Raw genomic sequence first — 26,853 nt, 5'->3', positions numbered from 1 at the left:
CATGCAAGCCACCATTTTACAGAAAATTGTTAATGATAAAGCCGAATACCTTATTAATCGCAAACAACAGCAACCATTAGAAAGTTTTATTGATGCCGTTGTTGCCAGCAATCGTGATTTTTATCAAGCACTAAGCAGTGAACAGACAGTTTTTATTCTGGAATGTAAAAAGGCATCTCCTTCTAAAGGCGTTATTCGTCAGGATTTTGATCCCATTCACATAGCGAAAATTTATCAGCCTTATGCTGCGGCTATCTCTGTATTAACTGATGAAAAATATTTTCAGGGTAACTATGAATTTCTTCGTTTAGTCAGTGATGCCGTTCACCAGCCGGTATTGTGCAAAGATTTTATTATCGATCTTTATCAGGTTTATCTTGCCCGTTATTATCAAGCCGATGCGATTTTGTTGATGCTTTCTGTCCTTGATGATCAGCAATATATTGCGCTGTCTGAACTTGCGCATAGTCTAAATATGGGCGTGCTGACGGAAGTCAGTTCAGAGGAAGAGCGAGCCAGAGCGGTTGCGTTAAAAGCTAAAGTTATTGGTATCAATAACCGTGACCTGAGAGATCTTTCTATCGATTTAAACCGAACCAAACAACTTGCGCCACAGTTACCGGAAGGAACCATTGTTATTAGCGAATCGGGCATCCACCAGCATCAACAAATTCGTGAGCTTAGCCATTATGCTAACGGCTTTCTCATTGGCAGTGCTTTGATGGCCCAATCCAATCTGGACTTAGCATTACGTCAACTGATTCTGGGTGAAAATAAAGTCTGCGGGTTAACTCGCCCACAAGATGCTAAAGTGGCATTACAGGCAGGTGCTGTTTATGGTGGTTTGATATTTGCTGAACATTCGCCACGTAAGATTGATATCCAACAGGCCCAACAAATCATCAATGCAGCAAATCTCAAATATGTCGGCGTATTTCAAAATCAATCATCTACATTCATTAGCCATACCGCCCGTACCCTTTCTCTGGCTGCGGTGCAATTACATGGCGCAGAAGGCGAAGTTTATATTGCGGAACTGCGAAAAACACTGCCTGAAAATTGTCAAATTTGGAAAGCAGTTGATATGTCGAAAGATGCCTTTCACGCCAAAACCGGAAATGTTGACCGTTATTTACTTGATAACGGCAAAGGTGGAACCGGCCAAAGTTTCGATTGGCGATTACTTGACAAGCAATCACTCGCCAATGTCATGCTAGCCGGTGGGTTAAATGAAGAAAATTGCCAACAAGCAGCAAAATATGGCTGTTGCGGACTTGATTTTAATTCTGGCGTCGAAAGCGCTCCCGGCATCAAAAGCAGTCATAAATTAAATAAAGTGTTTCAGCTTCTACGCTGTTACCAATAAGCAACAATTTTCCGATTCATATAATTTTCCGATTCATATAATGGACAAGCAGAACAATGAGTAAACTTAACCCCTATTTTGGTGACTTCGGTGGACAATTTGTACCACAGATTCTTATTCCAGCCCTTGAACAATTAGAAGCCGCATTTATTGCCGCTCAGCAAGATCCCGAATTTCAACAAGAATTTCAGGATCTACTGAAAAATTATGCGGGCAGACCAACAGCATTAACGTTATGCCGTAATCTGACGAAAGGCACCAAAACCCGCCTTTATCTGAAACGTGAAGATTTATTACACGGCGGCGCTCACAAAACCAACCAAGTACTTGGTCAGGCATTATTAGCAAAACGCATGGGTAAAAACGAAATTATTGCGGAAACCGGCGCTGGTCAACATGGTGTAGCAACCGCCCTCACCTGCGCACTGTTAAATATGAAGTGCCGCATTTATATGGGCGCTAAAGATGTGGAACGCCAGTCACCTAATGTTTTCCGCATGCGTCTAATGGGAGCCGAAGTCATTCCAGTTCACAGCGGCTCCGCCACCTTAAAAGATGCCTGCAATGAAGCATTACGTGATTGGTCTGGCAGCTACGATAAAGCCCACTATTTATTAGGGACTGCCGCTGGGCCACATCCCTATCCGACGATGGTTAGAGAGTTCCAGCGTATGATCGGCGAAGAAGCCAAATCCCAAATTCTGGCAAAAGAGGGGCGCCTGCCTGATGCCGTGTTGGCCTGTGTTGGTGGAGGTTCCAATGCCATTGGCATGTTTGCGGAATTTATTCCTGAAACATCAGTCCGCCTAATTGGTATTGAACCTGCCGGGCTTGGTATTGAAACCGGTAAACATGGCGCGCCACTGAAACATGGCAAATTGGGTATCTATTTTGGTATGAAATCGCCAATGATGCAGACAGATGAAGGCCAGATTGAAGAATCTTATTCTATTTCCGCCGGTCTGGATTTCCCTTCCGTTGGCCCTCAACATGCCTATCTGAACAGTATTGGGAGAGCTGATTATGTTTCCATCACCGATGATGAAGCATTAGAAGCGTTCAAAACCCTTTCCCGTGAGGAAGGCATTATTCCAGCCCTCGAATCCTCTCATGCGCTGGCTTATGCTTTGAAAATGATCCATCAAGCTCCTGATAAAGAACAATTACTGATCGTTAATCTATCCGGTCGCGGTGATAAAGACATATTTACTGTCCACGATATTTTAAAATCCAGGGGGGAAATCTAATGGAACGTTACGAACAGCTATTTAAACAACTAGAAAGTCGTAAACAAGGCGCTTTTGTCCCCTTTGTCACTCTAGGCGATCCAACCCCAGAATTATCGTTGAAAATTATCGATACTCTCATTGCAAGTGGCGCTGACGCTCTTGAGCTAAGTATTCCTTTTTCTGATCCGCTGGCTGACGGCCCAACTATTCAAAACGCTAATTTGCGTGCTTTCTCCTCAAATGTAACCCCGCCCCTCTGTTTTGAACTATTAGCAAAAATTCGGGCAAAATACCCTGATATTCCTATTGGTTTATTAATGTATGCCAATCTGGTTTTTCATCATGGAATAGACGATTTCTACCACCATTGCAAAGATACGGGTATTGATTCGGTATTAGTCGCAGATGTTCCTATGTCGGAGTCACGACCATTCCGTGCCGCAGCCATGAAACATGGCATTGCCCCTATTTTTATTTGCCCACCCAACGCGGAAGATGAATTATTACGTGAAATTGCCTCTTATGGCCGCGGATATACCTACTTATTATCAAGAGCAGGAGTGACCGGTACAGAAAGACGAGGTGAAAAACCGTTAAATCATCTAGTCAATAAACTACAGGAATATCATGCTGCGCCACCGTTACAGGGATTTGGCATTTCAGAACCTGAACAGGTAAAAGAAACGTTAGCAAGTGGAGCAGCGGGCGCCATTTCAGGATCGGCCGTCGTTAAAATTATCGAACAAAATCTTTCTCAACCAGAAATAATGCTGAAAAAATTGGCTGAATTTGTATCAAAAATGAAGTCTGCCACTCAACTTTAATACAACAAATGGGGCAGAACCTGCCCCACACTTTTATGCTTTTCATAGCAAACAGCCATGTCAAACCAACACAGCTCTTATCAGAAGTGATAACCAGCACTAAACATAAATACCCACGGATCAATCCGGGTATCGATTTTATGATGCTGGTCACCCGCTTTAAATTTCACATCCGTTTCAATATTTACCCACCACACAGAAGCATTTATCATCCAGTTCTGATCTAACTCATAATCCAGACCAACGTGACCGGCAACACCCCAAGAATCTTTCAGATCCAGACTATGCAAATTACCATCTTTAACGGCATCATTACCATTAAACTTTTCATTAAAGAAAGTCGTGTAGTTTAAACCAATACCGACATAGGGGCGAAATTGATTTTCTTTAGAACCGAAATAGTATTGCGCCATTAATGTCGGCGGCAAACTTTTTATTTTAGCAATATTCCCGACACCCGGTAAACTTACTCGGTTCTGGAAAGGTGTCCCTGCCAGTAATTCAACACCAATATTATCGGTAATCATATAACCGAAAGTCAAACCCATCTGGGTATTATTATCCGCACTAAGAGAACCCAAACCTAATACATTATCAGAGCCAGTATTGGGTCTGACTGTTGCACTACCTGCGCGGAGAATAAAATCACCCGCTTCATGAGCAAAAGCGAATGATGGCGCTAATGTTGCCGCTGCTAATACAAATGCAGAAATTTTTTTCATTATTCATCCCATTCCTGTGATTTAAAGTCAGAAAAATATACCTATATATTGGAAATTATGATCTAAGACAGATCACATCTTTTAAAGAATTTCAGTAAAACCGTATATTTATAATATAATTATTTCAATTAGGAATTATTTTAAATTGATCAAGATCAAAGTTTATTTATTATTAATCAGTTAGAAATCTTTTATTTATATACTTATTCAGACGTTTTATCTGCTCTCTCATTATATTTCCATTATGTTTTAATAAGGTTAATTTTATGTTTATTTTTATCTTAAAAATATAATGTGAAGAACTTTTTTCCGCCATCAATAATCACAGCTAACCATCAATTTATCCGCATCATCTCGTTTCTACTATCCACCTTTCCCCATAACAAGGTACAATCATCCCCTATGCATTGTTGTTTAACCTGATAGGAGCTGTCTTCATGCCAATCACGGCGAATACCCTGTACCGTGACAGTTTTAACTTTTTCAAGAATCAACTGTTAAGTACCCTGACCCTGGCCGTTCTAGCGGCTCTGGTTACCACCTTATTGGGGCACCTGTTTATTCCTGACAGCGAACAGATGAAGTTGCTGACAGAAGCGGAATTCACGTTTGCCACCTCAGGCAAGGCCGGTATTCAGGAGCTGGTGTCTCAAATGACCCCAGAGCAACAGTCAATGATCATGAGAGCGGGAATCGGAACCATTTTCTCAAGTATGATTGGCAGCGTGCTACTGGTCGGTGGTGTACTGACGCTGGTCGCGGCAGTTTCAGAGGGAAATCGTATCTCTTCATTACAGGCAATTGGTATATCAGCAACCCAATTACCGAGACTGTTCCTATTACTGCTTATCTGCACCCTGCTGATTCAATTGGGCTTGATGCTTATGTTGGTGCCAGGCATTATTTTGTCGATCGCACTGGCTTTATCACCCGTTATTATGACTACCGAGCGTTGCGGCATTTTTGCTTCTATAAAAATAAGCTGGAAACTGGCATTTGCTAATATTCGCCTGCTGGTTCCGGCAATTCTTTTATGGCTGACCGCGAGGCTCTTGCTGGCATTTATTATTGACCGCCTAACATTCATTCACAGCGAGATGTCAGGGATTATTCTTGGTGTATTTAATAACCTCATTTCAGCCATTTTGCTGATTTACCTGTTCCGGTTGTATATGCTGGTTACCTCTTCACAACAAAAATCAATATAAAATAGCGATTCAAACAAAAACCCCGTAGCAATAAAACTATGGGGTAAACAGAATAAGCTAGTGATAGCTGGATTGAGCTAAAATGCAAAAAAATTCCCTGTTTTTTCAACAGGGAATTTTATAGAAAGGAGAGCTAATTAAATATCAATTAGCGAATTTCGGTTAGAATCGATAGCCAACACCAACTACCCAAGTTCCTACTTTAAGGTCACCCAATCTGGCGTCATCAAATTTTGCGTATTCATAGGATGTATCAATAGTCCAGTTTGGAACAGGGTTAAACTGTAATCCCAGTCCATAGCCAATAGATGTTTTACTGTGACTGAAACTCTCTGAACCAACAAAATCAGAGACCTTAACCTTTCCATGTGCAGCACCAACCAGACCGTATACGCTAACATATTCATTAAAACGATATGTAGGCCCCGCCATCAGGGAAAAATAATCCAGACTTGATTCAGCTATTTTTCTGCCACCCAGATAATGATCATAACCTAGATATGTATATGTAAGTGAACTAATAACGCCCCAATTATTATCCAATTCGTAGCGGTATTTTAAGTTGAGGCCCTTTGGATGATCATCAGTCTTATCATCTCCAAACTTCACATGACTCTGAGCATAACCACCAGAAATCGTGTGTTCAGCGGCATTTGCCGCAAATGCGAATACAGATAAACCTACTGCTACTACTGAAGCCACCAATGTTCTTTTCATTGAAAATCCCTAATGTTTTATAAAATTATAGAAAAGACTAATTACGAGGCGCGATTATTTATCAGCAAACAATAGAAAACAACTCAATCCCGTTTTTTGTTAAGTTTCCATTTAACAAGATAAAGTAATAACTGCTTCCCACCCTACTCAGGAGAATCTTCCCATCCTAATTGGCTGCTTTTCGTACTTATAGAATTTCATCACTTCACTACTGAGATAAAAGCAAAAAAATTCCCTGTTTTACAACAGGGAATTTTGCATAGAATATACAGTGATAACTAATAAAGGAATAATCGTCAGATTACATTAAGCTAAACATGGACTAGCAATTTCAACTAAATACTAAATAGATATATGGACACTAAACCAACACAAATCTATAACTGGCAAAGTCGTCACAAACATATATCCGGTTTTAATAATCCCTGATGAAAATCCGTACTCTCTATCCTCATTATTTCGATAGCCTTTAAATCAACCATCTAACAAGCTAACAGAGAGTTGGTGCTAACATTAATTTATTATTTTCAGTCAATTAATGGGATTTCTCAAATCACAAAAGTTGGACTGAATTCCCTTTAAAGGAACGACTACATTGGAAATGCTATTTAGAATCGATAACCAGCACCAATTACCCAAGTGCCTACTTTGACATCATCCAGTTTTGAATATTCATACGATGCATCAATAACCCAATTTGGCATAGGGTTAAACTGCAATCCTAGACCATAAGCAACAGATGTCTTACTCCATTTATAATCATAGTCATAGTCATAGGCAACGCCAAACGCAGAAGTTTTACTCTTTACCTTCCCATGTGCAGCACCAACCAGACCGTATACACTCACGTACTCATTAAAGCGGTATGTAGGGCCAACCATCAGAGAATAATAATCTAAATCACCAGTACCAACTTTTCCGCCATAATCGTAGAAATCATAACCCTGATGTGTCAGGGTGAATGAGCCGATAACACCAAAATTATTATCCAGCTCATAGCGATATTTCAGGTTAAAGCCTTTTGGGTTTTCATCAAGCTTTTCACCATCGGCCTTCACATGACTCTGAGCATAACCACCCGAAATCGAACTTTCTCCAGCATTTGCTGCAAATGCGAATACAGATAAACCAGCTGCCACTGCTGAGGCTATCAATGCCTTTTTCATTGGAACGTCCTAAATAGTTATTGTACAAGTAATAATGATTTTGCTTTGTTAAAATATACTTATCAAAAAACAAAATGTAACGTGGTATTAAATACTTAATGCCTCAATCACATTGTTTTTTAACAGGAAATCTTAAAATAAAGCAGGTATTTAGGATCTGATATCTCAAATTAATAGAAAAGTAACGGTCAATAATCATACCTATAGGAATTAAGAACTATTTTTTTCAATTATAATTTCAAATGTGATTACTTTATTTATCGTATTCATTTGCTAATCTCAATAACGCCATTATAGCCGAATAATTGATCAACAAGACCTCACAGTGATAAAACTATGAGGCTGAAAGTCATAAACAAGTTTGCGTTGTATTAACTTACGTTGTATTAAATTTGCTATTCTAGGCTGCTATATTTTTAGCCCCACAAGATGACATAACCCTTTTACTGATTTCTTGCTCAATTTTTATTTCAAAATCAGTAAACAGCGCCTTTGGTTTTACACTTCTATTATTTTTTTCAAGCGTTACAAAACCGTGTCGGCTAAGCGTCTTTAATGTGACTGACAGGTTACTTGGTTTCCTTCCTGATAAATTAGCCAGCTCCGCAATTGTCTCTGGTTTGTGCTCATTTATAAGACGCAGAAGCGCAATATTATCACTGCTAAGTACTTGAGCAAGAGCAATCATGGAAGTAAACCAGATTTTAGGCTCATCAGGTTGAACAACATACTCACCTTTAATGATAGCCAATGTGCGCTTGCGTATAAGTTCTTCATTCATCACGCCAATGAGTGCTTTCATCGTATTACCCTCTTTTTTCGCGTTCAGCGATAATTTCATCAATGACTCTCTGACCATGCAACCCAAGTAAGACGTCCAAACCTGAATCAGATTGCATTACCAAAACCTCCTTGTTTGTTATGATCTAATCATATGTTTTTATTCAACGAACTTCAAGCTAACAACCAACTGTAAATTATTATCTTTTAATGTAATTAGAGTACCATTCAGGCTTACTTTGGATCATTCGTACTGCAAAATAGAGATCGGGCACCACAATCAGATCGTCATCGCTACTTTGCAGTTTATTCTGTTTTATCCAACGGGTAAGCTCCGTCCGGCGACCGGCAAGCACCAATGTGACATCTCTTACTTTTAATTCTCTAATCAATTCATCAATAGCGGCAAATACACTGACATCATCATGGGTAAAGCTCACAGCCGCATCGACAACCAGCCAACCCGGACGTTTTTGCGTTTTGTTAACTTTTTGAATTCTGTCAACATGCTGTAACACCCGTTTTTTAAAATAGCTGACATTGAAATAAGTCAATGGTGAATTAAATCGATACATCATCACACCATCTATTGGTTTAATATCATTGCCATGATTAATTGAATGAATCATTCCTTGGTCATTCACCCCTAAGAACTGATCTGTCGGGCGAAATATAATTCGCAAAAACTGTAATAAACCAAGCAGAACGGCGAGACCAACACCGTTAATCAAACCAACTACCAGCACGGCAATGAATGTAAATAGTGATAAAGTAAATGCCTGATGGTTTCTTTTCCTCAGTGACCAAATCCGCCGTAAATCCAATAGTGACGATGCCGAATAAATCAACACCACACCAAGCGATGACAACGGGATATAAGCCAGGAAACTGGTCATAAATAACAAAACCAGCAAAATAATGGTCGCTGCGATAACAGAAACCAATTGCGTTTTCCCACCAATCGCATCATTAACCGCAGTACGACTGCTGGCAGCACTAACAGCAAATCCTTGTGATAAAGCAGATGCAATATTCGCAATGCCTAAGGCTCTAAGTTCACAATCTGCATCAACCTGATAACCGTTTTTACTGGCAAAGCTGCGGGCCGTCATCATAAAACTAACAAAACTGATAACAGCAAGGTTCAGAGATGGGATAACAAGCTCACGCATAATGCCTGGCTGGAAATCGGGTATTGGCACAATAGGTAATCCCCCGCCGCTGACACTGCCAACAATCTGAATGCCATATTTTTCCAGACCAAATTGCCAGCTTACGTAAGTCGCTAATACCATTGCCAACAAAGGCCCCGGCCAAGTCGGACGCAAGAAACGCACAGCGAGCAAAATCAACACCGTAGCAACAGACATTGCTAACGTCGGTAAATGCGTATCCATGAGTTTGGCAGGTAATGCGATCACTCGTTCAATCAATCCCTCTGGGACGCCAGCAAATCCAAAGACTTTAGCCAACTGATCGACAATGATTGTCAACGCAACGCCGTTCATTAATCCTTTTAAGATCGGTTTGGAAAGAAAATCAGCAAATGCGCCTAATCGGAAGTGACTGGCGAGAACACACCATATCCCGGTCATTAAAGTCATTACAATCGTAAGCTGCCAACGCACATCTTCATTATCAAACACCAATGGCGCGACAGCCGCTGCAATAACGGCACACGTTGCTGCGTCTGGCCCGACAATCAACTGTCTTGAGGTACCAAATAATGCATAAGCGAACATGGGTAAAATACATGCATAAAGACCGATAATCGCACTTATTCCCATCAATTCGGCGTAAGCAATAGCAACCGGCAGAGCAACTGCGGCGACAGAAAGCCCGGCCCTTAAATCATGACTCAACCACTCTTTGCGATAATGAGAGAAATTGCCTAACCCTGGCATCCAACGCTGGAGTTTTTTCCACTGCATTTGGTTTATGCCCTCTTATTTTTCAACGGGTTTTAGCTATAATGCTGCGTTATATGTCCACTGACAACCGGAAGTTAATTACGCCGCTCTTTATGATAGAATTATGCGAAACCGATCGATAAAAACCCTTTTTATTGAGAGATAGCGAGTACATTCAATGACTAAAATCGGATGATAATCAAATGCCGGAATTACGATAGGTTCAAATATGAAACAACTTTTAGACTTTCTACCTTTAGTCGTCTTTTTTGTCGTATACAAAATGTATGATATTTTCTACGCTTCTGGAGCGCTGATCGCCGCTACCGGTTTAGCTGTCGCTATTACTTATTTCATCTACCGGAAAGTAGAGAAATCCTCCCTGATTACTTTTATCATGGTGGCTGTTTTCGGCACCTTAACTTTAGCTTTCCACAGTGATCTATTTATCAAATGGAAAGTGACAGTAATCTATGCATTATTCGCATTAGCCTTGCTAGGCAGCCAGTGGTTTATGAAAAAACCACTGATTCAGAAAATGCTAGGAAAAGAGTTAGTTTTACCCGATTTTGTCTGGAATAAACTTAATATGGCATGGGCGCTGTTTTTTACTGCCTGCGCACTGGCTAATATTTATGTCGCATTTTGGTTACCACAAGATGTCTGGGTTAACTTTAAAGTATTTGGTCTGACTGCCCTGACGCTGGTTTTCACCGTGCTCAGTGTAGTATATATTTACCGTCACCTGCCACGCGAACAGAAGTAACCCTACTCAAATGGATACCTGCCTGCTATCGCTTGTAGGCAGGTATTGTTTTTTCATCAAATAAAGTAAAGTTTTCAATGACACAACAACAATTACCTAACGGAGAGTTAGTCCTCCGCACACTGGCTATGCCCGCTGATACCAACGCCAATGGAGATATTTTTGGTGGATGGTTAATGTCACAAATGGATATTGGCGGGGCAATTCTGGCAAAAGAAATTGCGGAAGGCCGTGTTGTCACTGTCAGAGTAGATGGCATTACTTTCCTGAAACCTGTCGCCGTTGGTGATGTCGTCTGCTGCTATGCACATTGTCTCAAAACGGGTAACAGTTCAATTACCATCAACATCGAAGTCTGGGTGAAGAAAGTCGCCTCTGAACCTGTCGGTCAACGCTATCGTGCAACCGAAGCGGTATTCACTTATGTTGCCGTTAATGAGGATAATACCTCCCGTCGATTGCCAGAAGGCAAAACCCACTTTCAACTCGCTAGCAGTACTAGCGAATAAGGCTAGTTATTAATGGAAAAAGGAGCGTGAGTGTTAATAACGCTCCTTTTTTATTTGCATTTCCCCGACAATCAGGATTGAGATATACCCGTAATTTTGAATTCAACGGTTGTGATATAACCAACCGCAGGTATTTTTTCAAAGCGCCATTTTCTCATCGCTTTTTTCACCTCCCTTTCAAAAACATTGGGGGGATTAGCGCCAACGACTTCTATATTTTTTACCCGTCCATCTTCATCAATATCATATTTGACTTTCACATAACCTTCGGTACCCAATGCTGAAGCTCTGGATGGGTAGATAGGTAACGCTTTACTTAATGCCCTTGGCCCATTCTGCGGTTTAACCACCGGTTTATTCTGATTATTATCAGTACGATTAGCCAACGCATTCTGATTAAACTGCGGTTTTTCCAGTTGTTCAGCTCTCTTTTCAACCGGTTCAGATTGCTTTTTAACAACCTTCTTCTTCACTTCCGGTTTTGGCTTTTTCACCTCTGGTTTCGGAATTACCGGCTCTGGAACAGGCTCCGGCTCCTCTGGCTCTGATTCAGGTTCAGGCGCTGCCGGCTCTGAAACAGGCGCTTCTTCGGCAGCTAACTGAATCATAGCGACAGACATAAGCGCAGCATCAGGCTGTTTTTCCGGTATTGAAGAACAAAAAAGGGCGGCAGCAACAGAAATGTGTAAACAAACTGACAACAATATTGGCCAATGTATCCAGCGCATAAGGGAATTCTTGATTAGCAGCATAATATCAATCCTCGAATGACTGCTAGTTTAAATGCAAATAGCAATCATATTCAATAAAGATTGTAGGTGAGCGTGAATATAAGGCCAAAAATATTATTTTTTCAATGTATCCATTCGCCATGCTGAACAAACAATAAAGCTCGACGCTGTTTATAACCATTTAATTTACGTAGTGAATAAATACGCAAATTACGTCTTGATTGCCCTTCCAGCCAACGGCGGCGGCGATTAAAATTCTGGCGTAACATACGCCACCGTCCTACTTCGTTCCGGCTACGTTTCATAAAACCCTACCTATAAAAACATCACGCTCATTATAAGCCTTTAAAAAAGATATCCAAGGCGTATCTGGATAGTACTTTTTATATCAATAATGCGAAATGACCAATATCAAGTATGATGCTTGCAGTATATTTGCTAATTTTTTGGTAAATTCATCGGGTTAATTAGATCGTTTATATCCCGTGTCTTGAGGAAACCATGTTAAACGCCACCAAAGATGTCTGAACAAAACAGGATTGATTGCCGAATATGACAACCTTCTATTCCGTCCTCAGTTGGCTTGCTATTTTCTTTTATTGGCTGATTGTTGCCAGTATCACCTTACGCATTTTGATAAAACGTCGGCCCGTCACCTCTGCTATGACCTGGCTGTTGATTATTTATATCCTTCCCTTAGTTGGAATCATCGCTTATCTGTCATTTGGTGAGCTGCATTTGGGAAAACGCAGAGTTGAACAAGCAAAAGCCATGTGGCCTTCAACAACCATGTGGCTTGAAGAATTGCGTAAATCTCGTCATATCTTCGCCACGGAAAATAGCGAAGTCGCAACACCTTTATTTCAGCTTTGCGAACGACGGCAAGGGCTTGCAGGTGTTAAAGGTAACAAGATCCAACTACTGACAACCTATGACCATTCACTAAAAACCATCATCAAAGATATTGAAAATGCCAAGCACAGCATTGATATGGTGTTTTACATCTGGCAAGCCGGCGGTTTGGTTGAGCAAGTAACTGATGCTCTTATGGCCGCGGCACATCGAGGAGTCAGATGCCGTATTATGGTGGATTCAGCCGGTAGCTGGTTATATTGCCGTAGCCAATACCCGGATATCATGCGCCAGGCGGGGATTGAATTTGTTGAAGCTTTGCAAGTCAATATATTCCGTCTATTTCTACGCCGAATGGATCTGCGACAACATCGTAAAATTATCTTGATAGACGATTATATTTCTTATGCCGGCAGTATGAACATGGTAGATCCACGCTTCTTTAAACAAGATGCCGGCGTTGGGCAATGGATCGATATCATGGTGCGAATGGAAGGGCCGGTTACCACGACTATGGGGGTTATTTACGCTTGTGACTGGGAAATGGAAACAGGTCAACGCATCTTTCCGCCATCGCCAGATACCAACATCATGCCATTTGAACAGGCTAGTGGGCATACAACTCAGGTTATTGCATCCGGCCCCGGATTCCCTGAGGAATTGATTCAACAATCTTTAATGACGGCTATTTTCTCTGCCCGTAAGCAATTGATTTTAACTACCCCTTATTTTGTTCCCAGTGATGACCTGATAAATGCTATTTGCACCGCCGCCTTACGAGGAGTTGAAGTTATTATTATCGTTCCACGCAGAAATAATTTCTTCTTAGTCCGTTGGGCAAGCCGTGCATTTTTTGCTGAACTGTTAAATGCCGGTGTTAAGATTTATCAGTTTGAAGATGGCCTGCTACATACCAAGAGCGTTTTAGTTGATGGTCAACTCAGCATGGTGGGTTCCGTTAATCTCGATATGCGTAGCCTGTGGCTAAATTTTGAAATTACCGTGGTTATTGATGATGAAAATTTTGGTAATGATCTAACGCTGGTGCAATACGATTATATAGCCCATTCCACATTGCTGGAGATCAATAAATGGGAACAACGCCCTTTGTGGCATCGGATTATTGAGCGTATTTGTTACTTCTTTAGCCCGCTACTGTGACCAACACCCTCGTCTTGTAAAGACGGGGGTACCAATCAACGCTTCAACATGCTTTAATTCCTTCATCATGACCCACGAATAAATCAATATGGACAACAGATCCTCACAAACTATGGATTTAGACCTCAATAACCGAATGACAGAAGATGAAACCCTTGAGAAAGCCTATGACATCTTTCTTGAGCTGGCTTCATCCAACCTCGATCCCGCAGATATTCTGCTATTTAGCTTACAATTCGAAATACGTGGCGGCGCAGAATTATTGCCCCCTTCTGATGAGTGGCTTGAACACGTGGATTTCAATCCAGACCCCGATTTTTTTGCCGAAGTCATTATCGGGCTAGCAGAATCTGAAGATGCTGAGATCAACGATGTTTTTGCTCGTATCCTTATATGTCGGGAAAAATCTCACCCGATTTACCATATTTTGTGGAAAGATTGAAAAATTAAAGTCAGTGATTTTAATCTGCTCTTTTCTTCTTCAACGAGTGAGAGCTACTCGTTTTCATGCAGGTCTGAATCCTGATACAAAACCCAAAAAGTAACTCTCACATTTAATGTCCTAAAAATTCCTCAATAACGACAATCGAATCAATCTTAACTACAGCGGATCAACCTTCAAACAAGACACAGCATGGCGGAAACTCCCTTCCATCAATGGCCGTGTTTTAGCACATTCAGGATCTGCCATTGGGCAACGTGTACGAAAAACACATCCTGATGGCGGGTTGATGGGTGATGGTAATTCTCCTTCCAACAATTCAATGTGCTTATCCCGTTCTTTATCTGGATCAGGCACCGGCACTGCCGACATCAACGCTTTGGTATAAGGGTGCTGTGGATTATGATAAACCTCATCATAAGTGCCCAATTCCACCGCATGCCCGAGATACATCACCAGTACACGGTCAGATATGTGCTTAACCACCGCCAAATCATGGGCGATAAAAATTAGCGACAGCCCCATTTCCCGTTGTAATTCCTGCAATAGGTTCACTACCTGAGCCTGAATGGATACATCAAGTGCAGATACCGGTTCATCGCAAATCACCAACTTGGGTTCAAGAATAAGCGCACGAGCAATCCCGATACGTTGGCACTGACCGCCAGAGAATTCATGCGGATAGCGGTTAATCAGATTCGGTAGTAATCCAACCTTCATCATCATGTTTTTTACCCGCTCTTTAATTTCTGGCCCTTTCATCTTTGGATGATAGGTACGCAATGGCTCAGCGATAATATCGCCAATCGTCATTCGCGGGTTTAAGGATGCTAATGGATCTTGGAATATCATCTGGATATCACTACGAATATCCTGCCACTGCTTATCATTCATATCTAGCAGGCTTTTTCCCAACCACGTTACCGAACCACCGGAAGATTTGACCAATCCGATAATTGCACGAGCAAAAGTCGATTTACCGCAACCGGATTCGCCAACCACACCAAGCGTTTCCCCTTCGTATAACCTTAATGTGACGCCATCAACCGCTTTCAAGGTCTTTGTCGGTTGCCAAAACCACTGTTTGCCATCTTTGATATCAAAGTGAACTTTCAAATCTGCTACTTCCAGCAGCACACGTCTTTCTTCAATCGGACTCATACCAATTCTCCCGGTGCTTTAAAACAAGCTCGCAAACGTCCGTTGCCAAATGTATCCAACCCTGGCTCACAATTTATGCAACGATCTACTGAAAACTGGCAGCGTGGCTGGAACGGACATCCTTTCGGCAACCGTAATAAGTTAGGCGGATTTCCGGGAATGGTCGTCAGTGACTCTTCATCACCATCAAGACGCGGAACGGCATTAAGTAAGCCAATAGAATAAGGATGGGTTGGTTGATAAAACACTTCACGGGCAGAGCCATATTCCATCGTCCTCCCCGCGTACATCACCAACACTTTGTCACAAATACCTGCAACTACCCCCAAATCGTGAGTAATCATAATAATCGCAGTATTAAATTCTCGTTTCAACTCATTCAATAGCGTCATAATCTGAGCCTGAACCGTGACATCAAGCGCAGTCGTCGGTTCATCAGCAATCAACAATTTTGGTCGACATAACAACGCCATTGCGATCATCACACGCTGACGCATTCCACCAGAAAATTCATGAGGATACATTCGCATTCGCTTAAGCGCTTCTGGCATTTTGACCGCATCCAACATCCGAATTGATTCAAGGTATGCCTCACTTTTACTCATGTGCTTATGCAACATCAATACTTCTGTAAGTTGATCGCCGATACGCATATAGGGATTGAGAGATGTCATTGGGTCCTGAAATATCATTGATATCTCTTCCGCTCTCATACGGTTAAGCTTTTTTTCTTCAAGGTTAAGAATTTCCCTGCCATTAAAAATAGCGGAACCCCCAATTTTGCCGTTCCTGGCAAGTAGCCCCATCAAAGCAAAAGCGGTTTGTGATTTGCCCGAACCGGACTCCCCTACAATTCCCAGAGTTTCCCCCGCTCGTAAATCAAAATTCAGCTTATTCACCGCTGTCACATCCCCGTCAGGGGTACTAAAAGTCACGTCCAACTCTTTAACAATTAACAACGGCTCAGAACTTTTCTGGTTTTTAACGCTGTCCATGTTACCTCCTTAACGATCTTTCGGATCGAGGGCATCACGCAAGCCGTCGCCGATAAAGTTAAAACAAAACAGTGTCACTACCAGAAAACCGGCAGGAAACAACAGCAACCACGGGGAAACTTCCATCGAATTCGCACCATCGCTTAACAATGCGCCCCAACTGCTTAATGGCTCTTGAGTTCCCAATCCTAGAAAGCTAAGAAATGATTCAAACAGAATCATGCTCGGCACCAATAAAGATGCATAAACCACCACCACTCCCAATACATTAGGGACAATATGACGCAACACAATATGACGGGTTGATACGCCACACACCAACGCCGCCTCAATAAACTCTTTACGTTTTAGACTTAGTGTCTGACCACGGACAATACGCGCCATATCCAGCCATGACACCATACCGATGGCGACAAATATCAGAAAAATATTTTGTCCGAAGAAGGTCACCAGCAGGATCACAAAGAACATGAATGGAAATGAGTTCAAAATTTCCAACAGACGCATCATGACTGAATCTATTTTTCCGCCCATATAGCCGGATAATGATCCATATAATGTTCCGACGACTACCGCCACCAAAGCGGCTGCCACCCCAACCATCAACGAAATGCGCCCCCCAATGGCAACACGCACCAACAAATCACGGCCGGAAGAATCAGTACCAAAATAGTGACCCGATTCAAAATCAGGCTGCATCGACATCATGGCCCAGTCAGTATCGTCATAAGTAAATTGAGCTAACATCGGCGCCAAGATCACAAACAAAGTAATCAAAGATAACAGACACAAACTGGCAATCGCTGCCCGGTTGTGAATAAAACGACGTCGTGCATCCTGCCACAAACTGCGGCCTTCAATTTCTAATTGCTCAGAGAAATTTTCCAGAGCTTCGCTGTTTTGTTTATTCACTATCATTGCGCGCTCCAGTCTTAATAACGAATCTTCGGATCGATAACAGCGTACAGCACATCAACAATCGCATTGAACAGAATAGTCAAGCTACCAACTAAAATAGTCAGACTTAACACTAACGAATAGTCACGGTTCAATGCCCCATTAACAAACAACTGCCCTATTCCCGGCAACCCGAAGATTGTTTCAATCACCATCGAGCCGGTGATGATGCCGACAAAAGCCGGTCCCATATAAGAGATAACCGGTAACAATGCGGGTTTTAAAGCATGGCGGAAAATAATGATGCGCAATGGCAGCCCTTTGGCTCGCGCAGTACGAATAAAATTAGAGTGCAGCACTTCTATCATCGAACTACGGGTAATACGGGAAATACTGGCGATATAGGCCAAAGATAACGCTACCATCGGCAAAATCATATACTTAGGCGCACCGCCATTCCAGCCTCCTCCCGGCAGCCATTTAAGATGAATAGCGAACCCCAACACCAGTAACGGCGCCACGACAAAACCCGGGATAACAACCCCCGTCATGGCGAACCCCATAACCGTATAATCCCATTTGGTATTTTGGTTAAGTGCAGCAATAACCCCGGCGCTGACCCCCAAGACAACCGCCATGATAAATGCCGAGGCACCTAATTTAGCCGATACTGGAAATGCTGTTGCTACCAGATCGTTAACCGAGTAGTCCTTATATTTGAAAGAAGGCCCAAAATCTCCTTTAGTCAGTTGAATTAAGTAATCAAAATATTGTTTATAAATTGGGTCATTCAAATGATATTTCGCTTCAATGTTCGCCATCACTTCTGGCGGCAATTTCCGCTCGCCGGTAAATGGGCTGCCTGGCGCCAACCGCATCATGAAGAACGAAATAGTGATAAGAATAAAAAGTGTCGGGATCGCCTCTAAACAACGGCGTAAAATAAACTTAAGCATCGCCCGTTCCTATGTGTTGGCCTTAACCCTGGCCTTAAAATAATTTGACACTAAAGCAGCCCTTTCCGGGCTGCTTTACAACGATTAGTGTTTGATAATATAAAAATCTTTGGTGTGTAAATTATCCAAAGGATCTTTCCCTGTATAGCCGCCAACATAGGGCTTCACTAACCGGGTATTCACATAGTAATAAAGGGGGACAATAGCCGAATCTTTATCTAACTGCGCTTCTGCTTTCTGATAAACCGCAGCACGTTCATCATCTGTCGCCACTTTTAGAGATTCTTTCATCAGCTTATCAAACTCATCACTCTTATAATGAGCCGTGTTATTACTACTGTAAGAAAGCATTGAATTCAGGAATGAAGAAGGTTCGTTGTAATCGGCACACCAGCCAGCACGGGCTACGTCATAATTACCCTGATGTCGAGTATCGAGGAAAGTTTTCCACTCTTGGTTTTCTAAACGAACATCAGCACCTAAATTTTTCTTCCAAACAGAAGCTACCGCGATTGCAATTTTTTTATGCAGATCAGAGGTGTTATAAAGCAGGTTAAATTTCAATGGATTATCTTTATTATAACCGGCTTCAGCCAGTAATTTCTTGGCCTCCTGGTTGCGCTGTTCCTGATTCCAACCAGTAAACCACACCGGTTTCATCTCTTTCATACCATCAGTAACTGGCGGTGTATAACCGGAAGCAGGGATATCACCCTGTGCTTTTACTTTATTGGTCACAATGTCTCGGTCCATAGACAATTTCAGTGCAGTACGAACGCGAGGATCATTAAATGGGGGCTTGTCGTTATTAATTTCGTAGTAATAAGTACATAAAATTGGGCTAATATGCAACTCGTTCGGGATCTCCTTTTTCAGCTTCTGGAACAGTTCAATCGGCAAATTGGTATAAGTCATATCAATTTCGCCACTGCGATAACGGTTTACATCCGTGACCTCTGAAGAAATTGGCAGGAAAGTAACCTGATCAATAACGGTATTTTTGTTATCCCAATATGTTGGGCTACGCTCCATCACAATACGTTCGTTAACTACCCAGTTTTTCAGTTTATAAGCACCATTGCCGACAAAATTCTGTGGCTGAGTCCATTTTTCGCCATATTTTTCTACCGTAGCTTTATGAACCGGCGACATTGAAGAATGAGCCAAAAGTCTTGGCAGATAAGGAACCGCTTCGCTCAATGTAAGCTGCAATGTATAGTCATCCAGCGCCTTTACTCCCAGCGTATCTGGTTTCTTTTTACCACTGATGATGTCATCAATATTGGTGATATGGGCATATTGGAGGTAACTTTCATAGGGAGAAGCAGTATTAGGATCGGCCAGACGTTGCCAACTGTAAACAAAATCATGCGCCGTAACAGGATCGCCATTAGACCACTTGGAATCTTTACGCATATGGAATGTCCAGACGGTGAAGTCTTTATTCTCCCAACTGGCCGCAGAACCCGGTAAAATTTCGCCATTTGGCCCAACGATGACAACACCTTCAAACAGATCTCGTGCCAAATGTGCTTCTGGTACTCCTTCAATCTTATGCGGGTCTAACGATTGCGGTTCAGAGGCGTTATTACGGACTAAAACCTGTTTATCAGCTAATTGAACACCATCAGGCACTTTTGCAGCAAAGACCTGACTTGCCATTACCATACTCAGTGCAGCACTGATGCTGACAGTAAGTAGTTTCTTTTTCGTTGTGTTTATCATCTTCTTCTACTCCAATTTTATACCGTCAGATTTGTTATCAGCCGACGGCCCAGAAATAAGGGGTGGATTACTACCCGCATACAAAAGGAACGATTTTGTTTGCAGGGTCTCAGTAACTCTTTTGAACCAAGCGACTATCTAATTTTTTATCATATACAGTCGCTTAATATCCATATAATCCAATGGGTCTTTCCCTGAAAACCCTCCCACTGATGGGCTAATAAGCCGTACACTCACCCGGTAATAAACAGGAATCAATACTGAATCTTTATCCAGTTGAAATTCAGCTTGTTGGTATAATTTCTTACGCTCAACTGCGTCTTTAGTGATTAACGCTTGCTCCAGATAACTATCAAAATTTTTATTCTGATAGAAAGACGTGTTATTACTGCTGTCTGACAGAAACATATTTAAAAACGCAGTAGGTTCATTGTAATCCGCACACCAGGTTGCTCTGGTCACCTCATAATTTCCTTGATGGCGGCTTTCAAGAGAAGTTTTCCATTCCTGATTCTGCAAAATCACATCTGCCCCCAGATTCTTTTTCCACATGGAAGCGGCGGCGATAGCCTGCTGTTTGTTTTGCTCAGATGTGTTGTACAACAATGTGAACTTCAATGGATTCGCCTGATTGAAACCGGCCTTGTCCAACAATTCTCTGGCACGTTTATTGCGCAGCTCCTGTGTCCAATCAGCCCATTCTGGTTTAGCAAAATCGCCGCCCCCGATAAATGTTGGCGTAAAACCATAAGCCGGTATTTGCCCCTGCCCCATAATTTTCCCCGCAATAATATCCCGGTCGAGACTTAACTTGACGGCTTCACGGACTCTGACATCAGTAAACGGCGGTTTTTCATTGTTAATTTCATAATAAAACGTGCACAGGTAAGAACTGACACGAACCTGATCGGGGATCTCTTTTTTCATTTTCTGGTACAGAGTCGGCGGAATGGCGCTGTGGGTGATATTTATCTCTCCACTACGATAGCGGTTAATATCACTGGTTTCTGATTGAAGAGGTAAGAGGGTCGCTTGATCAATAACTGTTTTCGCATTGTTCCAATATCGAGGGTTGCGCTCGAGCACTATCCGCTCATTGACCACCCACTCTTTCAACGAATACGCCCCATTACCCACATAATTTTCTGGCAGCGTCCATTTGTTGCCCAACTTTTCAACCACATCCTTTTTCACCGGTTTCATTGCTGTATGGCTGAGCATACTGACGAAATAAGGCACAGGATGCGTCAGAGTCACCTGTAAACGATGATCATCCAACGCCTTTACTCCCAACTGATCAGGAGATTTTTTACCTCTCAGAACATCACTAATATTTTCAACATAAGCATATTGAAGATAGCTGGCATAAGGTGAACCCACTTTTGGATCAGCTAATCGTTGCCAGCTATAGACAAAATCGTGGGCAGTGACAGGGGTTCCATCACTCCATTTAGCATTATCACGCAGATAAAACGTCCATACCTTGTAATCCTGATTTTCCCAATGAGTTGCCACGCCCGGCACAATTTCTCCTTTGGGGCCTGTACTCACCAACCCTTCCAATAAATTAAGAATAACGTTGGTTTCCGGTACACCTTCGACTTTATGTGGATCAAGCGAGGCAACTTCTGTGCCATTATTAATAATAATTTGCTGTTTATCCGCAAGTTTCACACCATCTGGAAGTTCAGCGGCAGACACGGCTGTAACAGGAAATGCTGATAATAAAAATATACAGGAAATAAACTTATATAATTTTAATTGTTTGATCTTCATTTTTTACCTCCAGTTTGATGGACCGGTTCATTCCACATATCACATCAAGGCCGGTATCTTCACATTATTTAGCCCAAAGTAACGGATTAAATATTAAAGCGGACTTATCATATCAACTGTTAAAATATCGCTCTTATATTGCAAAAACCATCCTTACAAACAACTTAGCGCAACCTATTACATTAATTGATTAAACACGCTAACAACCACCATAACCTATTGATATATATTAAATTATTAATTTCAAACTTAACTAAAATAGCAAACAAAGCTAGACCAAAGATGAAAATAAACATAATTTTAACAAATTGCAATCAATGCAAATTAAAAACCTACATTCATCACAAAACAGTGGTGGAAGCAACCAGTTACACATTGAACTCACAGGAAAGAATAATTTAGAAAAATATTGGGTTATTTGTATAAAATTCAGGGAGTACCGGTAAAAGAAGTGCGAAAAGCCTATGATATAGGCTTTATAATAAAAATGATAAGAATATTATAATTTGTAATTTCAATAGAAAGAAAATTGACGCCTTTTATCGTCAATTGTATCAAAGCAACCCTGGGAATAGCGCTTTTATCCCTGTCACAATCAGTTCAATCCCTAAAGACATCAACAACAGCCCCATAATTCGCGTGATAACGTTAATGCCTGTTTGCCCAAGATATTTGACGACTAAAGGCGCAGAACGAAATAATAACCAGCAGCAAAAAGCAAACAATGCACTGGTAAGCGCCAACCCAATAAAATTCTGCCATCCTTGATAACGAGAGCTCCAGACAATACAAGAACTGATTGCGCCGGGACCTGCCATTAACGGCAATGCCAGCGGCACAACACCAACACTTTCTCTAATGGCGGTTTCTGACTTTTCCTGCTTATTCTGTTTGTCTTCCCCAAGTTTACCGTTAATCATCGACATCGCGATGGTCACAACCAAAATCCCACCAGCAATACGAAAAGAGTCAATGGAAATGCCAAACATACGCAGTATCGAGTCACCTAACAGCAAAGCTGTCCATAAAATGATGGCGACAGAAGTATTCGCAACCAAGTTGGTTCGATTACGAGCCGACCGGGGTTGATAGTGAGTCATACTGATAAAAACCGGCAAAATACCAACAGGATTGACCAATGCAAACAGCCCAACAAAAAATTTAATGTAACCAGAAAGATCCAGCAGTAAATCACCCACAAATAACCTCTATAAAGTTACACTGTGTTACTAAAAATATTCTCATGATCGCTCACCAAAAAATCTATAAAACTTAATTTTTTCTTCACTTTATACTGGTAAAGTTCCATTTTCCATCGATCGCAACGCATTTTCCAATTTAAAATATCTTATATAACAAGTTGTTAACTCAATATTTTCATTAGATTAAAAATTCAACCTTTCAACCCTATTTACACCCAACCAACAATAATTATCACCGACCTAAGCTGAAAGGAGTCAGCTTGGAATTTATGTGATTAAGATCAATATATATTTAATACCAAATGGTAACCTGTAGCTACCAAAAAATCACTAGGCTAAATAGTCTAAAAAATACTTATTCATTGATATTAAAAGATTTTTAATATTTTCCAGGAGTACTTCTTTATGACTGTAACTCATGTTACTGAACTAGACGAACTGGTTGCCAGGGTAAAAAAAGCACAACGTGAATTTGCTAACTTTTCTCAGGAGCAAGTTGACAAAATCTTCCGCGCTGCGGCCCTCGCAGCAGCAGATGCACGCATTCCTTTAGCAAAATTAGCCGTAGCAGAATCCGGTATGGGAATTGTCGAAGACAAAGTAATCAAAAACCACTTTGCCTCCGAATATATCTATAACGCTTATAAAGATGATAAAACCTGCGGCATTCTGTCTGAAAACAAAACATTCGGCACCATCACTATCGCTGAGCCTATTGGCTTAATTTGCGGCATCGTGCCAACCACTAACCCAACATCTACCGCTATTTTTAAGGCCCTCATCAGCCTAAAAACCCGCAACGGCATTATTCTCTCCCCTCATCCACGCGCCAAAAAAGCAACAACCAAAGCAGCAGAATTGGTTCTATCCGCTGCGGTTGCGGCTGGTGCGCCAAAAGATATTATTGGCTGGATTGATGAACCCTCCGTTGAACTTTCCAATGCATTGATGCATCACCAAGACATCAATCTAATCCTAGCGACCGGTGGTCCCGGTATGGTAAAAGCGGCGTACAGCTCGGGTAAGCCAGCAATTGGCGTCGGTGCCGGTAACACCCCAGTTGTTATTGATGAATCGGCTGATATTAAACGTGCTATTGCGTCTATTCTGATGTCCAAAACCTTTGACAATGGCGTCATCTGTGCTTCAGAACAATCTGTTATCGTGGTGGATGCTGTTTATGAACAGGTCCGTAAACGGTTTTTTACACATGGCGGTTATCTGTTACAAGGCAAGGAACTGAAAGCTGTTCAAGATATCATTTTAAAAAACGGTTCTCTAAATGCGGAGATTGTGGGTCAACCTGCAACAAAAATTGCTGAAATGGCAGGCATCAATGTTCCTGAAAGGACCAAAATCTTGATTGGAGAAGTGAGTTTGATTGACGAAGCAGAGCCTTTTGCTCATGAAAAACTGTCTCCATTGCTCGCTATGTACCGCAGTAATAGCTTTGAAGATGCCGTAGAAAAGGCAGAAAAATTGGTTGAAATGGGTGGAATTGGTCATACTTCCTGCTTGTATACCGATCAAGACAATCAGGCGGCCCGAATCAAGTATTTCGGCGATAAAATGAAAACAGCGCGCATTCTAGTGAATACACCTGCTTCTCAGGGAGGTATCGGTGATCTCTACAACTTCAAACTTGCTCCATCTCTGACACTAGGTTGCGGCTCTTGGGGAGGAAATTCCATCTCTGAAAATGTGGGGCCCAAGCACCTTATCAATACCAAAACCGTAGCGAAAAGAGCAGAAAATATGCTGTGGCATAAACTTCCGAAATCAATTTACTTCCGTCGCGGTTCCCTGCCGGTGGCATTAGAAGAAGTTGCAACTGACGGTGCAAAACGCGCTTTTATCGTAACAGACCGTTTCTTATTCAATCATGGTTATGCTGATCAAGTCACTGATGTGCTGAAATCTCACGGGATAGAAACGGAAGTTTTCTTTGAAGTTGAAGCAGATCCTACCCTAAGCACAGTTCGTAAAGGTGCGGAACAAATGCACTCATTCAAACCGGACATCATTATTGCCCTAGGGGGAGGTTCCCCAATGGATGCGGCCAAAATTATGTGGGTGATGTATGAACACCCAGAAACGCATTTCGAAGAATTAGCTCTACGATTTATGGATATCCGTAAACGCATCTATAGATTCCCCAAAATGGGGGTTAAAGCAAAATTGGTAGCCATTACCACAACGTCCGGTACAGGTTCTGAAGTAACGCCATTTGCAGTTGTCACTGATGATGCCACCGGTCAGAAATATCCACTGGCTGATTATGAATTGACGCCTAATATAGCTATCGTTGATGCCAATCTAGTCATGGATATGCCGAAATCACTCTGTGCTTTTGGTGGACTGGACGCCATCACCCACGCTCTGGAAGCTCACGTATCAGTCTTAGCAAACGAATACTCTGACGGACAAGCGCTGCAAGCGCTAAAACTACTAAAAGAGTTCCTCCCTGCCAGCTATCACGAAGGCGCCACTAATCCAGTTGCCCGTGAACGGGTTCATAATGCGGCGACTATCGCAGGGATTGCATTTGCTAACGCTTTCTTGGGTGTATGTCACTCAATGGCCCATAAACTAGGTTCTGAGTTCCATATCCCGCATGGTTTAGCTAACGCACTGCTAATTTGTAACGTTATTCGCTATAACGCTAACGATAACCCAACCAAGCAGACTGCATTTAGCCAATATGACCGCCCACAGGCCCGTCGCCGTTACGCTGAAATTACCGATCATCTCGGTTTATCCGCTACTGGCGACCGTACCGTCACAAAAATCGAAAAACTGTTAGCCTGGCTAGAAGAACTCAAGTCTGAGCTAGATATTCCGACATCTATCCGCGAAGCGGGCGTTCAAGAAGCTGACTTCCTGGCAAGAATTGATAAGTTATCTGAAGATGCTTTCGACGACCAATGTACCGGCGCTAACCCTCGCTACCCGCTGATTTCCGAGCTGAAACAATTGCTGTTGGATTCATACTATGGACGAGAATTCACAGAAACGGTTACAACAGTAGAAAGCCGGTAAGAACAAATTTATTAACTGATTAAATACCACTTAAGGGCGCTGATATCAGCGCCCTTTAACTCACCTCTGCCCTATTAACAGAGCATCTGACCGCTTCACAGAAAGCTATCTATTACATGTTGCTTCTTTTCTTCACTTCACTGACCGCATCCAAATAGTGCTTACGGCAAACAGACACATATTTTTCATTGCCGCCGATATCAACTTGTTCGCCATCATAAATGACCACACCTTCGCTATCCAAACGTAATGTACGGCTTGCCTTGCGTCCACAGTAGCAAATAGTTTTCAACTCAACTAACTTATCAGCCCACGCTAAAAGATACTGGCTACCGCTGAACAGCTCGCCTCTGAAATCAGTTCTCAATCCATAACAAAGAACCGGAATATCATCGTAGTCAGTCACCTTACATAGCTGTTCAATCTGCGCTTTCGTGAGAAAATGGCACTCATCAATCAGCACACAATGCACTTTTGCCTGCTTATTTTCATTTCTGATCAACTCGCCAATATCTGTCTGTTGACTAAACAAAAGCGCATCCGAAGATAATCCAATCCGAGAATTGACTTTCCCCTTTTCAAACCGGGTGTCGATTTCTGCGGTAAACACCAGCGTTTTCATCCCTCTTTCATTATAGTTATAAGAGGATTGCAACAGGGATGTCGATTTTCCAGCATTCATTGCGGAGTAATAAAAATAAAGTTGAGCCATTAGCCCT

24 protein-coding genes are annotated in these 26,853 nt (G+C 41.9%); 9 read left to right on the top strand and 15 right to left on the bottom strand.

Annotated elements, in window-relative coordinates; genetic code table 11:
- The first annotated feature begins 1 nt into the window (after position 1).
- The 3 genes from trpCF to trpA are packed head-to-tail and all read left to right on the top strand — an operon-like array spanning position 2 to position 3,419.
- On the top strand, positions 2 to 1,366 hold the full coding sequence (gene trpCF / locus TI10_RS01715; RefSeq protein WP_049581436.1) for a bifunctional indole-3-glycerol-phosphate synthase TrpC/phosphoribosylanthranilate isomerase TrpF: 1,365 nt from the start codon (positions 2 to 4) through the stop codon (positions 1,364 to 1,366).
- Positions 1,367 to 1,422: 56 nt separating this feature from the next.
- Positions 1,423 to 2,613, top strand: coding sequence for a tryptophan synthase subunit beta (gene trpB / locus TI10_RS01710; protein ID WP_046397255.1), 1,191 nt, complete (start codon positions 1,423 to 1,425; stop codon positions 2,611 to 2,613).
- Positions 2,613 to 3,419: a tryptophan synthase subunit alpha gene (gene trpA / locus TI10_RS01705; protein ID WP_049581435.1), complete on the top strand. Its 807-nt coding sequence runs from the start codon at positions 2,613 to 2,615 to the stop codon at positions 3,417 to 3,419. Before trpB ends, trpA begins: the two co-directional genes overlap by 1 nt.
- An 80-nt stretch (positions 3,420 to 3,499) precedes the next feature.
- Here trpA and ompW read toward each other — a convergent pair whose 3' ends face one another.
- Positions 3,500 to 4,141 (bottom strand): outer membrane protein OmpW, encoded by a 642-nt coding sequence (gene ompW / locus TI10_RS01700; RefSeq protein ID WP_049581434.1) that lies wholly within the window; start codon positions 4,139 to 4,141, stop codon positions 3,500 to 3,502.
- A gap of 437 nt (positions 4,142 to 4,578) precedes the next feature.
- Between ompW and TI10_RS01695 the strand changes: the two genes are divergently transcribed.
- Entirely contained in the window at positions 4,579 to 5,349 is a 771-nt protein-coding gene (locus tag TI10_RS01695) for a YciC family protein (protein ID WP_049581433.1), read from the top strand.
- A gap of 162 nt (positions 5,350 to 5,511) precedes the next feature.
- Here TI10_RS01695 and TI10_RS01690 read toward each other — a convergent pair whose 3' ends face one another.
- From TI10_RS01690 to TI10_RS01675, 4 genes are all read right to left on the bottom strand, one after another.
- Complete coding sequence (locus TI10_RS01690) at positions 5,512 to 6,066, bottom strand: Ail/Lom family outer membrane beta-barrel protein (protein WP_049581432.1); 555 nt, start codon at positions 6,064 to 6,066, stop codon at positions 5,512 to 5,514.
- A gap of 608 nt (positions 6,067 to 6,674) precedes the next feature.
- Positions 6,675 to 7,232, bottom strand: a complete 558-nt coding sequence (locus TI10_RS01685) for an Ail/Lom family outer membrane beta-barrel protein (RefSeq protein WP_049581431.1) — start codon at positions 7,230 to 7,232, stop codon at positions 6,675 to 6,677.
- A gap of 400 nt (positions 7,233 to 7,632) precedes the next feature.
- Positions 7,633 to 8,034 carry an HVO_A0114 family putative DNA-binding protein gene (locus TI10_RS01680; protein WP_049581430.1) on the bottom strand — a complete coding sequence of 134 codons (402 nt, stop codon included), beginning with the start codon at positions 8,032 to 8,034 and terminating at the stop codon, positions 7,633 to 7,635.
- 178 nt (positions 8,035 to 8,212) lie between these two features.
- Positions 8,213 to 9,943 carry a SulP family inorganic anion transporter gene (locus TI10_RS01675; RefSeq protein ID WP_049581429.1) on the bottom strand — a complete coding sequence of 577 codons (1,731 nt, stop codon included), beginning with the start codon at positions 9,941 to 9,943 and terminating at the stop codon, positions 8,213 to 8,215.
- A gap of 208 nt (positions 9,944 to 10,151) precedes the next feature.
- Here TI10_RS01675 and TI10_RS01670 point away from each other — a divergent pair, with 208 nt between their 5' ends.
- Positions 10,152 to 10,688, top strand: a complete 537-nt coding sequence (locus TI10_RS01670) for a septation protein A (protein ID WP_036777126.1) — start codon at positions 10,152 to 10,154, stop codon at positions 10,686 to 10,688.
- A gap of 77 nt (positions 10,689 to 10,765) precedes the next feature.
- On the top strand, positions 10,766 to 11,197 hold the full coding sequence (gene yciA / locus TI10_RS01665) for an acyl-CoA thioester hydrolase YciA (protein ID WP_011146707.1): 432 nt from the start codon (positions 10,766 to 10,768) through the stop codon (positions 11,195 to 11,197).
- A gap of 71 nt (positions 11,198 to 11,268) precedes the next feature.
- Here yciA and tonB read toward each other — a convergent pair whose 3' ends face one another.
- Both tonB and TI10_RS01655 read right to left on the bottom strand, forming a co-directional pair.
- Positions 11,269 to 11,949, bottom strand: a complete 681-nt coding sequence (tonB, locus tag TI10_RS01660; protein ID WP_049581428.1) for a TonB system transport protein TonB — start codon at positions 11,947 to 11,949, stop codon at positions 11,269 to 11,271.
- 101 nt (positions 11,950 to 12,050) lie between these two features.
- Positions 12,051 to 12,233 (bottom strand): YciY family protein, encoded by a 183-nt coding sequence (locus TI10_RS01655; RefSeq protein WP_036805691.1) that lies wholly within the window; start codon positions 12,231 to 12,233, stop codon positions 12,051 to 12,053.
- Positions 12,234 to 12,480: 247 nt separating this feature from the next.
- Here TI10_RS01655 and cls point away from each other — a divergent pair, with 247 nt between their 5' ends.
- Positions 12,481 to 13,941, top strand: a complete 1,461-nt coding sequence (gene cls, locus TI10_RS01650; RefSeq protein ID WP_049581427.1) for a cardiolipin synthase — start codon at positions 12,481 to 12,483, stop codon at positions 13,939 to 13,941.
- A 112-nt stretch (positions 13,942 to 14,053) separates the two neighbouring features.
- Complete coding sequence (locus TI10_RS01645) at positions 14,054 to 14,383, top strand: HI1450 family dsDNA-mimic protein (RefSeq protein ID WP_049581426.1); 330 nt, start codon at positions 14,054 to 14,056, stop codon at positions 14,381 to 14,383.
- Positions 14,384 to 14,542: 159 nt separating this feature from the next.
- Here TI10_RS01645 and oppF read toward each other — a convergent pair whose 3' ends face one another.
- The 7 genes from oppF to TI10_RS01610 all read right to left on the bottom strand — a co-directional run bounded on the left by oppF (position 14,543) and on the right by TI10_RS01610 (position 23,092).
- Complete coding sequence (gene oppF / locus TI10_RS01640; RefSeq protein WP_049581425.1) at positions 14,543 to 15,544, bottom strand: murein tripeptide/oligopeptide ABC transporter ATP binding protein OppF; 1,002 nt, start codon at positions 15,542 to 15,544, stop codon at positions 14,543 to 14,545.
- Positions 15,541 to 16,539, bottom strand: coding sequence for an ABC transporter ATP-binding protein (oppD, locus tag TI10_RS01635; RefSeq protein ID WP_049581424.1), 999 nt, complete (start codon positions 16,537 to 16,539; stop codon positions 15,541 to 15,543). The genes oppF and oppD overlap by 4 nt, the downstream gene beginning before the upstream one ends.
- Positions 16,540 to 16,548: 9 nt before the next feature.
- Complete coding sequence (oppC, locus tag TI10_RS01630; protein ID WP_049581423.1) at positions 16,549 to 17,457, bottom strand: oligopeptide ABC transporter permease OppC; 909 nt, start codon at positions 17,455 to 17,457, stop codon at positions 16,549 to 16,551.
- Between the two features lie 14 nt (positions 17,458 to 17,471).
- Positions 17,472 to 18,392: an oligopeptide ABC transporter permease OppB gene (gene oppB / locus TI10_RS01625; RefSeq protein WP_049581422.1), complete on the bottom strand. Its 921-nt coding sequence runs from the start codon at positions 18,390 to 18,392 to the stop codon at positions 17,472 to 17,474.
- Positions 18,393 to 18,476: 84 nt separating this feature from the next.
- Positions 18,477 to 20,117, bottom strand: coding sequence for an oligopeptide ABC transporter substrate-binding protein OppA (oppA, locus tag TI10_RS01620; RefSeq protein ID WP_049581421.1), 1,641 nt, complete (start codon positions 20,115 to 20,117; stop codon positions 18,477 to 18,479).
- 138 nt (positions 20,118 to 20,255) lie between these two features.
- Positions 20,256 to 21,893: an ABC transporter substrate-binding protein gene (locus TI10_RS01615; protein ID WP_049581420.1), complete on the bottom strand. Its 1,638-nt coding sequence runs from the start codon at positions 21,891 to 21,893 to the stop codon at positions 20,256 to 20,258.
- A gap of 554 nt (positions 21,894 to 22,447) precedes the next feature.
- Positions 22,448 to 23,092, bottom strand: coding sequence for a YchE family NAAT transporter (locus tag TI10_RS01610; RefSeq protein ID WP_049581419.1), 645 nt, complete (start codon positions 23,090 to 23,092; stop codon positions 22,448 to 22,450).
- Between the two features lie 408 nt (positions 23,093 to 23,500).
- Between TI10_RS01610 and adhE the strand changes: the two genes are divergently transcribed.
- Positions 23,501 to 26,134, top strand: coding sequence for a bifunctional acetaldehyde-CoA/alcohol dehydrogenase (gene adhE / locus TI10_RS01605; RefSeq protein ID WP_049581418.1), 2,634 nt, complete (start codon positions 23,501 to 23,503; stop codon positions 26,132 to 26,134).
- A gap of 112 nt (positions 26,135 to 26,246) precedes the next feature.
- Here adhE and TI10_RS01600 read toward each other — a convergent pair whose 3' ends face one another.
- A complete protein-coding gene (locus TI10_RS01600; RefSeq protein ID WP_049581417.1) occupies positions 26,247 to 26,846 on the bottom strand; it encodes a thymidine kinase in 600 nt (199 codons plus the stop codon).
- Positions 26,847 to 26,853: the final 7 nt, after the last annotated feature.

It is taken from the genome of Photorhabdus luminescens subsp. luminescens (assembly GCF_001083805.1).
Classification (GTDB): Bacteria; Pseudomonadota; Gammaproteobacteria; order Enterobacterales; family Enterobacteriaceae; genus Photorhabdus; species Photorhabdus luminescens.
This window is presented reverse-complemented; position numbering and strand designations above follow the sequence as displayed.

What these genes read in the sequence shown, in the direction of transcription:
- trpCF (WP_049581436.1), top strand. Translation starts at nt 2, where the DNA reads ATGCAAGCCACCATTTTACAGAAAATTGTTAATGATAAAGCCGAATAC.
- trpB (WP_046397255.1), top strand. Translation starts at nt 1,423, where the DNA reads ATGAGTAAACTTAACCCCTATTTTGGTGACTTCGGTGGACAATTTGTA.
- trpA (WP_049581435.1), top strand. Translation starts at nt 2,613, where the DNA reads ATGGAACGTTACGAACAGCTATTTAAACAACTAGAAAGTCGTAAACAA.
- ompW (WP_049581434.1), bottom strand. Translation starts at nt 4,141, where the DNA reads ATGAAAAAAATTTCTGCATTTGTATTAGCAGCGGCAACATTAGCGCCA.
- TI10_RS01695 (WP_049581433.1), top strand. Translation starts at nt 4,579, where the DNA reads ATGCCAATCACGGCGAATACCCTGTACCGTGACAGTTTTAACTTTTTC.
- TI10_RS01690 (WP_049581432.1), bottom strand. Translation starts at nt 6,066, where the DNA reads ATGAAAAGAACATTGGTGGCTTCAGTAGTAGCAGTAGGTTTATCTGTA.
- TI10_RS01685 (WP_049581431.1), bottom strand. Translation starts at nt 7,232, where the DNA reads ATGAAAAAGGCATTGATAGCCTCAGCAGTGGCAGCTGGTTTATCTGTA.
- TI10_RS01680 (WP_049581430.1), bottom strand. Translation starts at nt 8,034, where the DNA reads ATGAAAGCACTCATTGGCGTGATGAATGAAGAACTTATACGCAAGCGC.
- TI10_RS01675 (WP_049581429.1), bottom strand. Translation starts at nt 9,943, where the DNA reads ATGCAGTGGAAAAAACTCCAGCGTTGGATGCCAGGGTTAGGCAATTTC.
- TI10_RS01670 (WP_036777126.1), top strand. Translation starts at nt 10,152, where the DNA reads ATGAAACAACTTTTAGACTTTCTACCTTTAGTCGTCTTTTTTGTCGTA.
- yciA (WP_011146707.1), top strand. Translation starts at nt 10,766, where the DNA reads ATGACACAACAACAATTACCTAACGGAGAGTTAGTCCTCCGCACACTG.
- tonB (WP_049581428.1), bottom strand. Translation starts at nt 11,949, where the DNA reads ATGCTGCTAATCAAGAATTCCCTTATGCGCTGGATACATTGGCCAATA.
- TI10_RS01655 (WP_036805691.1), bottom strand. Translation starts at nt 12,233, where the DNA reads ATGAAACGTAGCCGGAACGAAGTAGGACGGTGGCGTATGTTACGCCAG.
- cls (WP_049581427.1), top strand. Translation starts at nt 12,481, where the DNA reads ATGACAACCTTCTATTCCGTCCTCAGTTGGCTTGCTATTTTCTTTTAT.
- TI10_RS01645 (WP_049581426.1), top strand. Translation starts at nt 14,054, where the DNA reads ATGGATTTAGACCTCAATAACCGAATGACAGAAGATGAAACCCTTGAG.
- oppF (WP_049581425.1), bottom strand. Translation starts at nt 15,544, where the DNA reads ATGAGTCCGATTGAAGAAAGACGTGTGCTGCTGGAAGTAGCAGATTTG.
- oppD (WP_049581424.1), bottom strand. Translation starts at nt 16,539, where the DNA reads ATGGACAGCGTTAAAAACCAGAAAAGTTCTGAGCCGTTGTTAATTGTT.
- oppC (WP_049581423.1), bottom strand. Translation starts at nt 17,457, where the DNA reads ATGATAGTGAATAAACAAAACAGCGAAGCTCTGGAAAATTTCTCTGAG.
- oppB (WP_049581422.1), bottom strand. Translation starts at nt 18,392, where the DNA reads ATGCTTAAGTTTATTTTACGCCGTTGTTTAGAGGCGATCCCGACACTT.
- oppA (WP_049581421.1), bottom strand. Translation starts at nt 20,117, where the DNA reads ATGATAAACACAACGAAAAAGAAACTACTTACTGTCAGCATCAGTGCT.
- TI10_RS01615 (WP_049581420.1), bottom strand. Translation starts at nt 21,893, where the DNA reads ATGAAGATCAAACAATTAAAATTATATAAGTTTATTTCCTGTATATTT.
- adhE (WP_049581418.1), top strand. Translation starts at nt 23,501, where the DNA reads ATGACTGTAACTCATGTTACTGAACTAGACGAACTGGTTGCCAGGGTA.
- TI10_RS01600 (WP_049581417.1), bottom strand. Translation starts at nt 26,846, where the DNA reads ATGGCTCAACTTTATTTTTATTACTCCGCAATGAATGCTGGAAAATCG.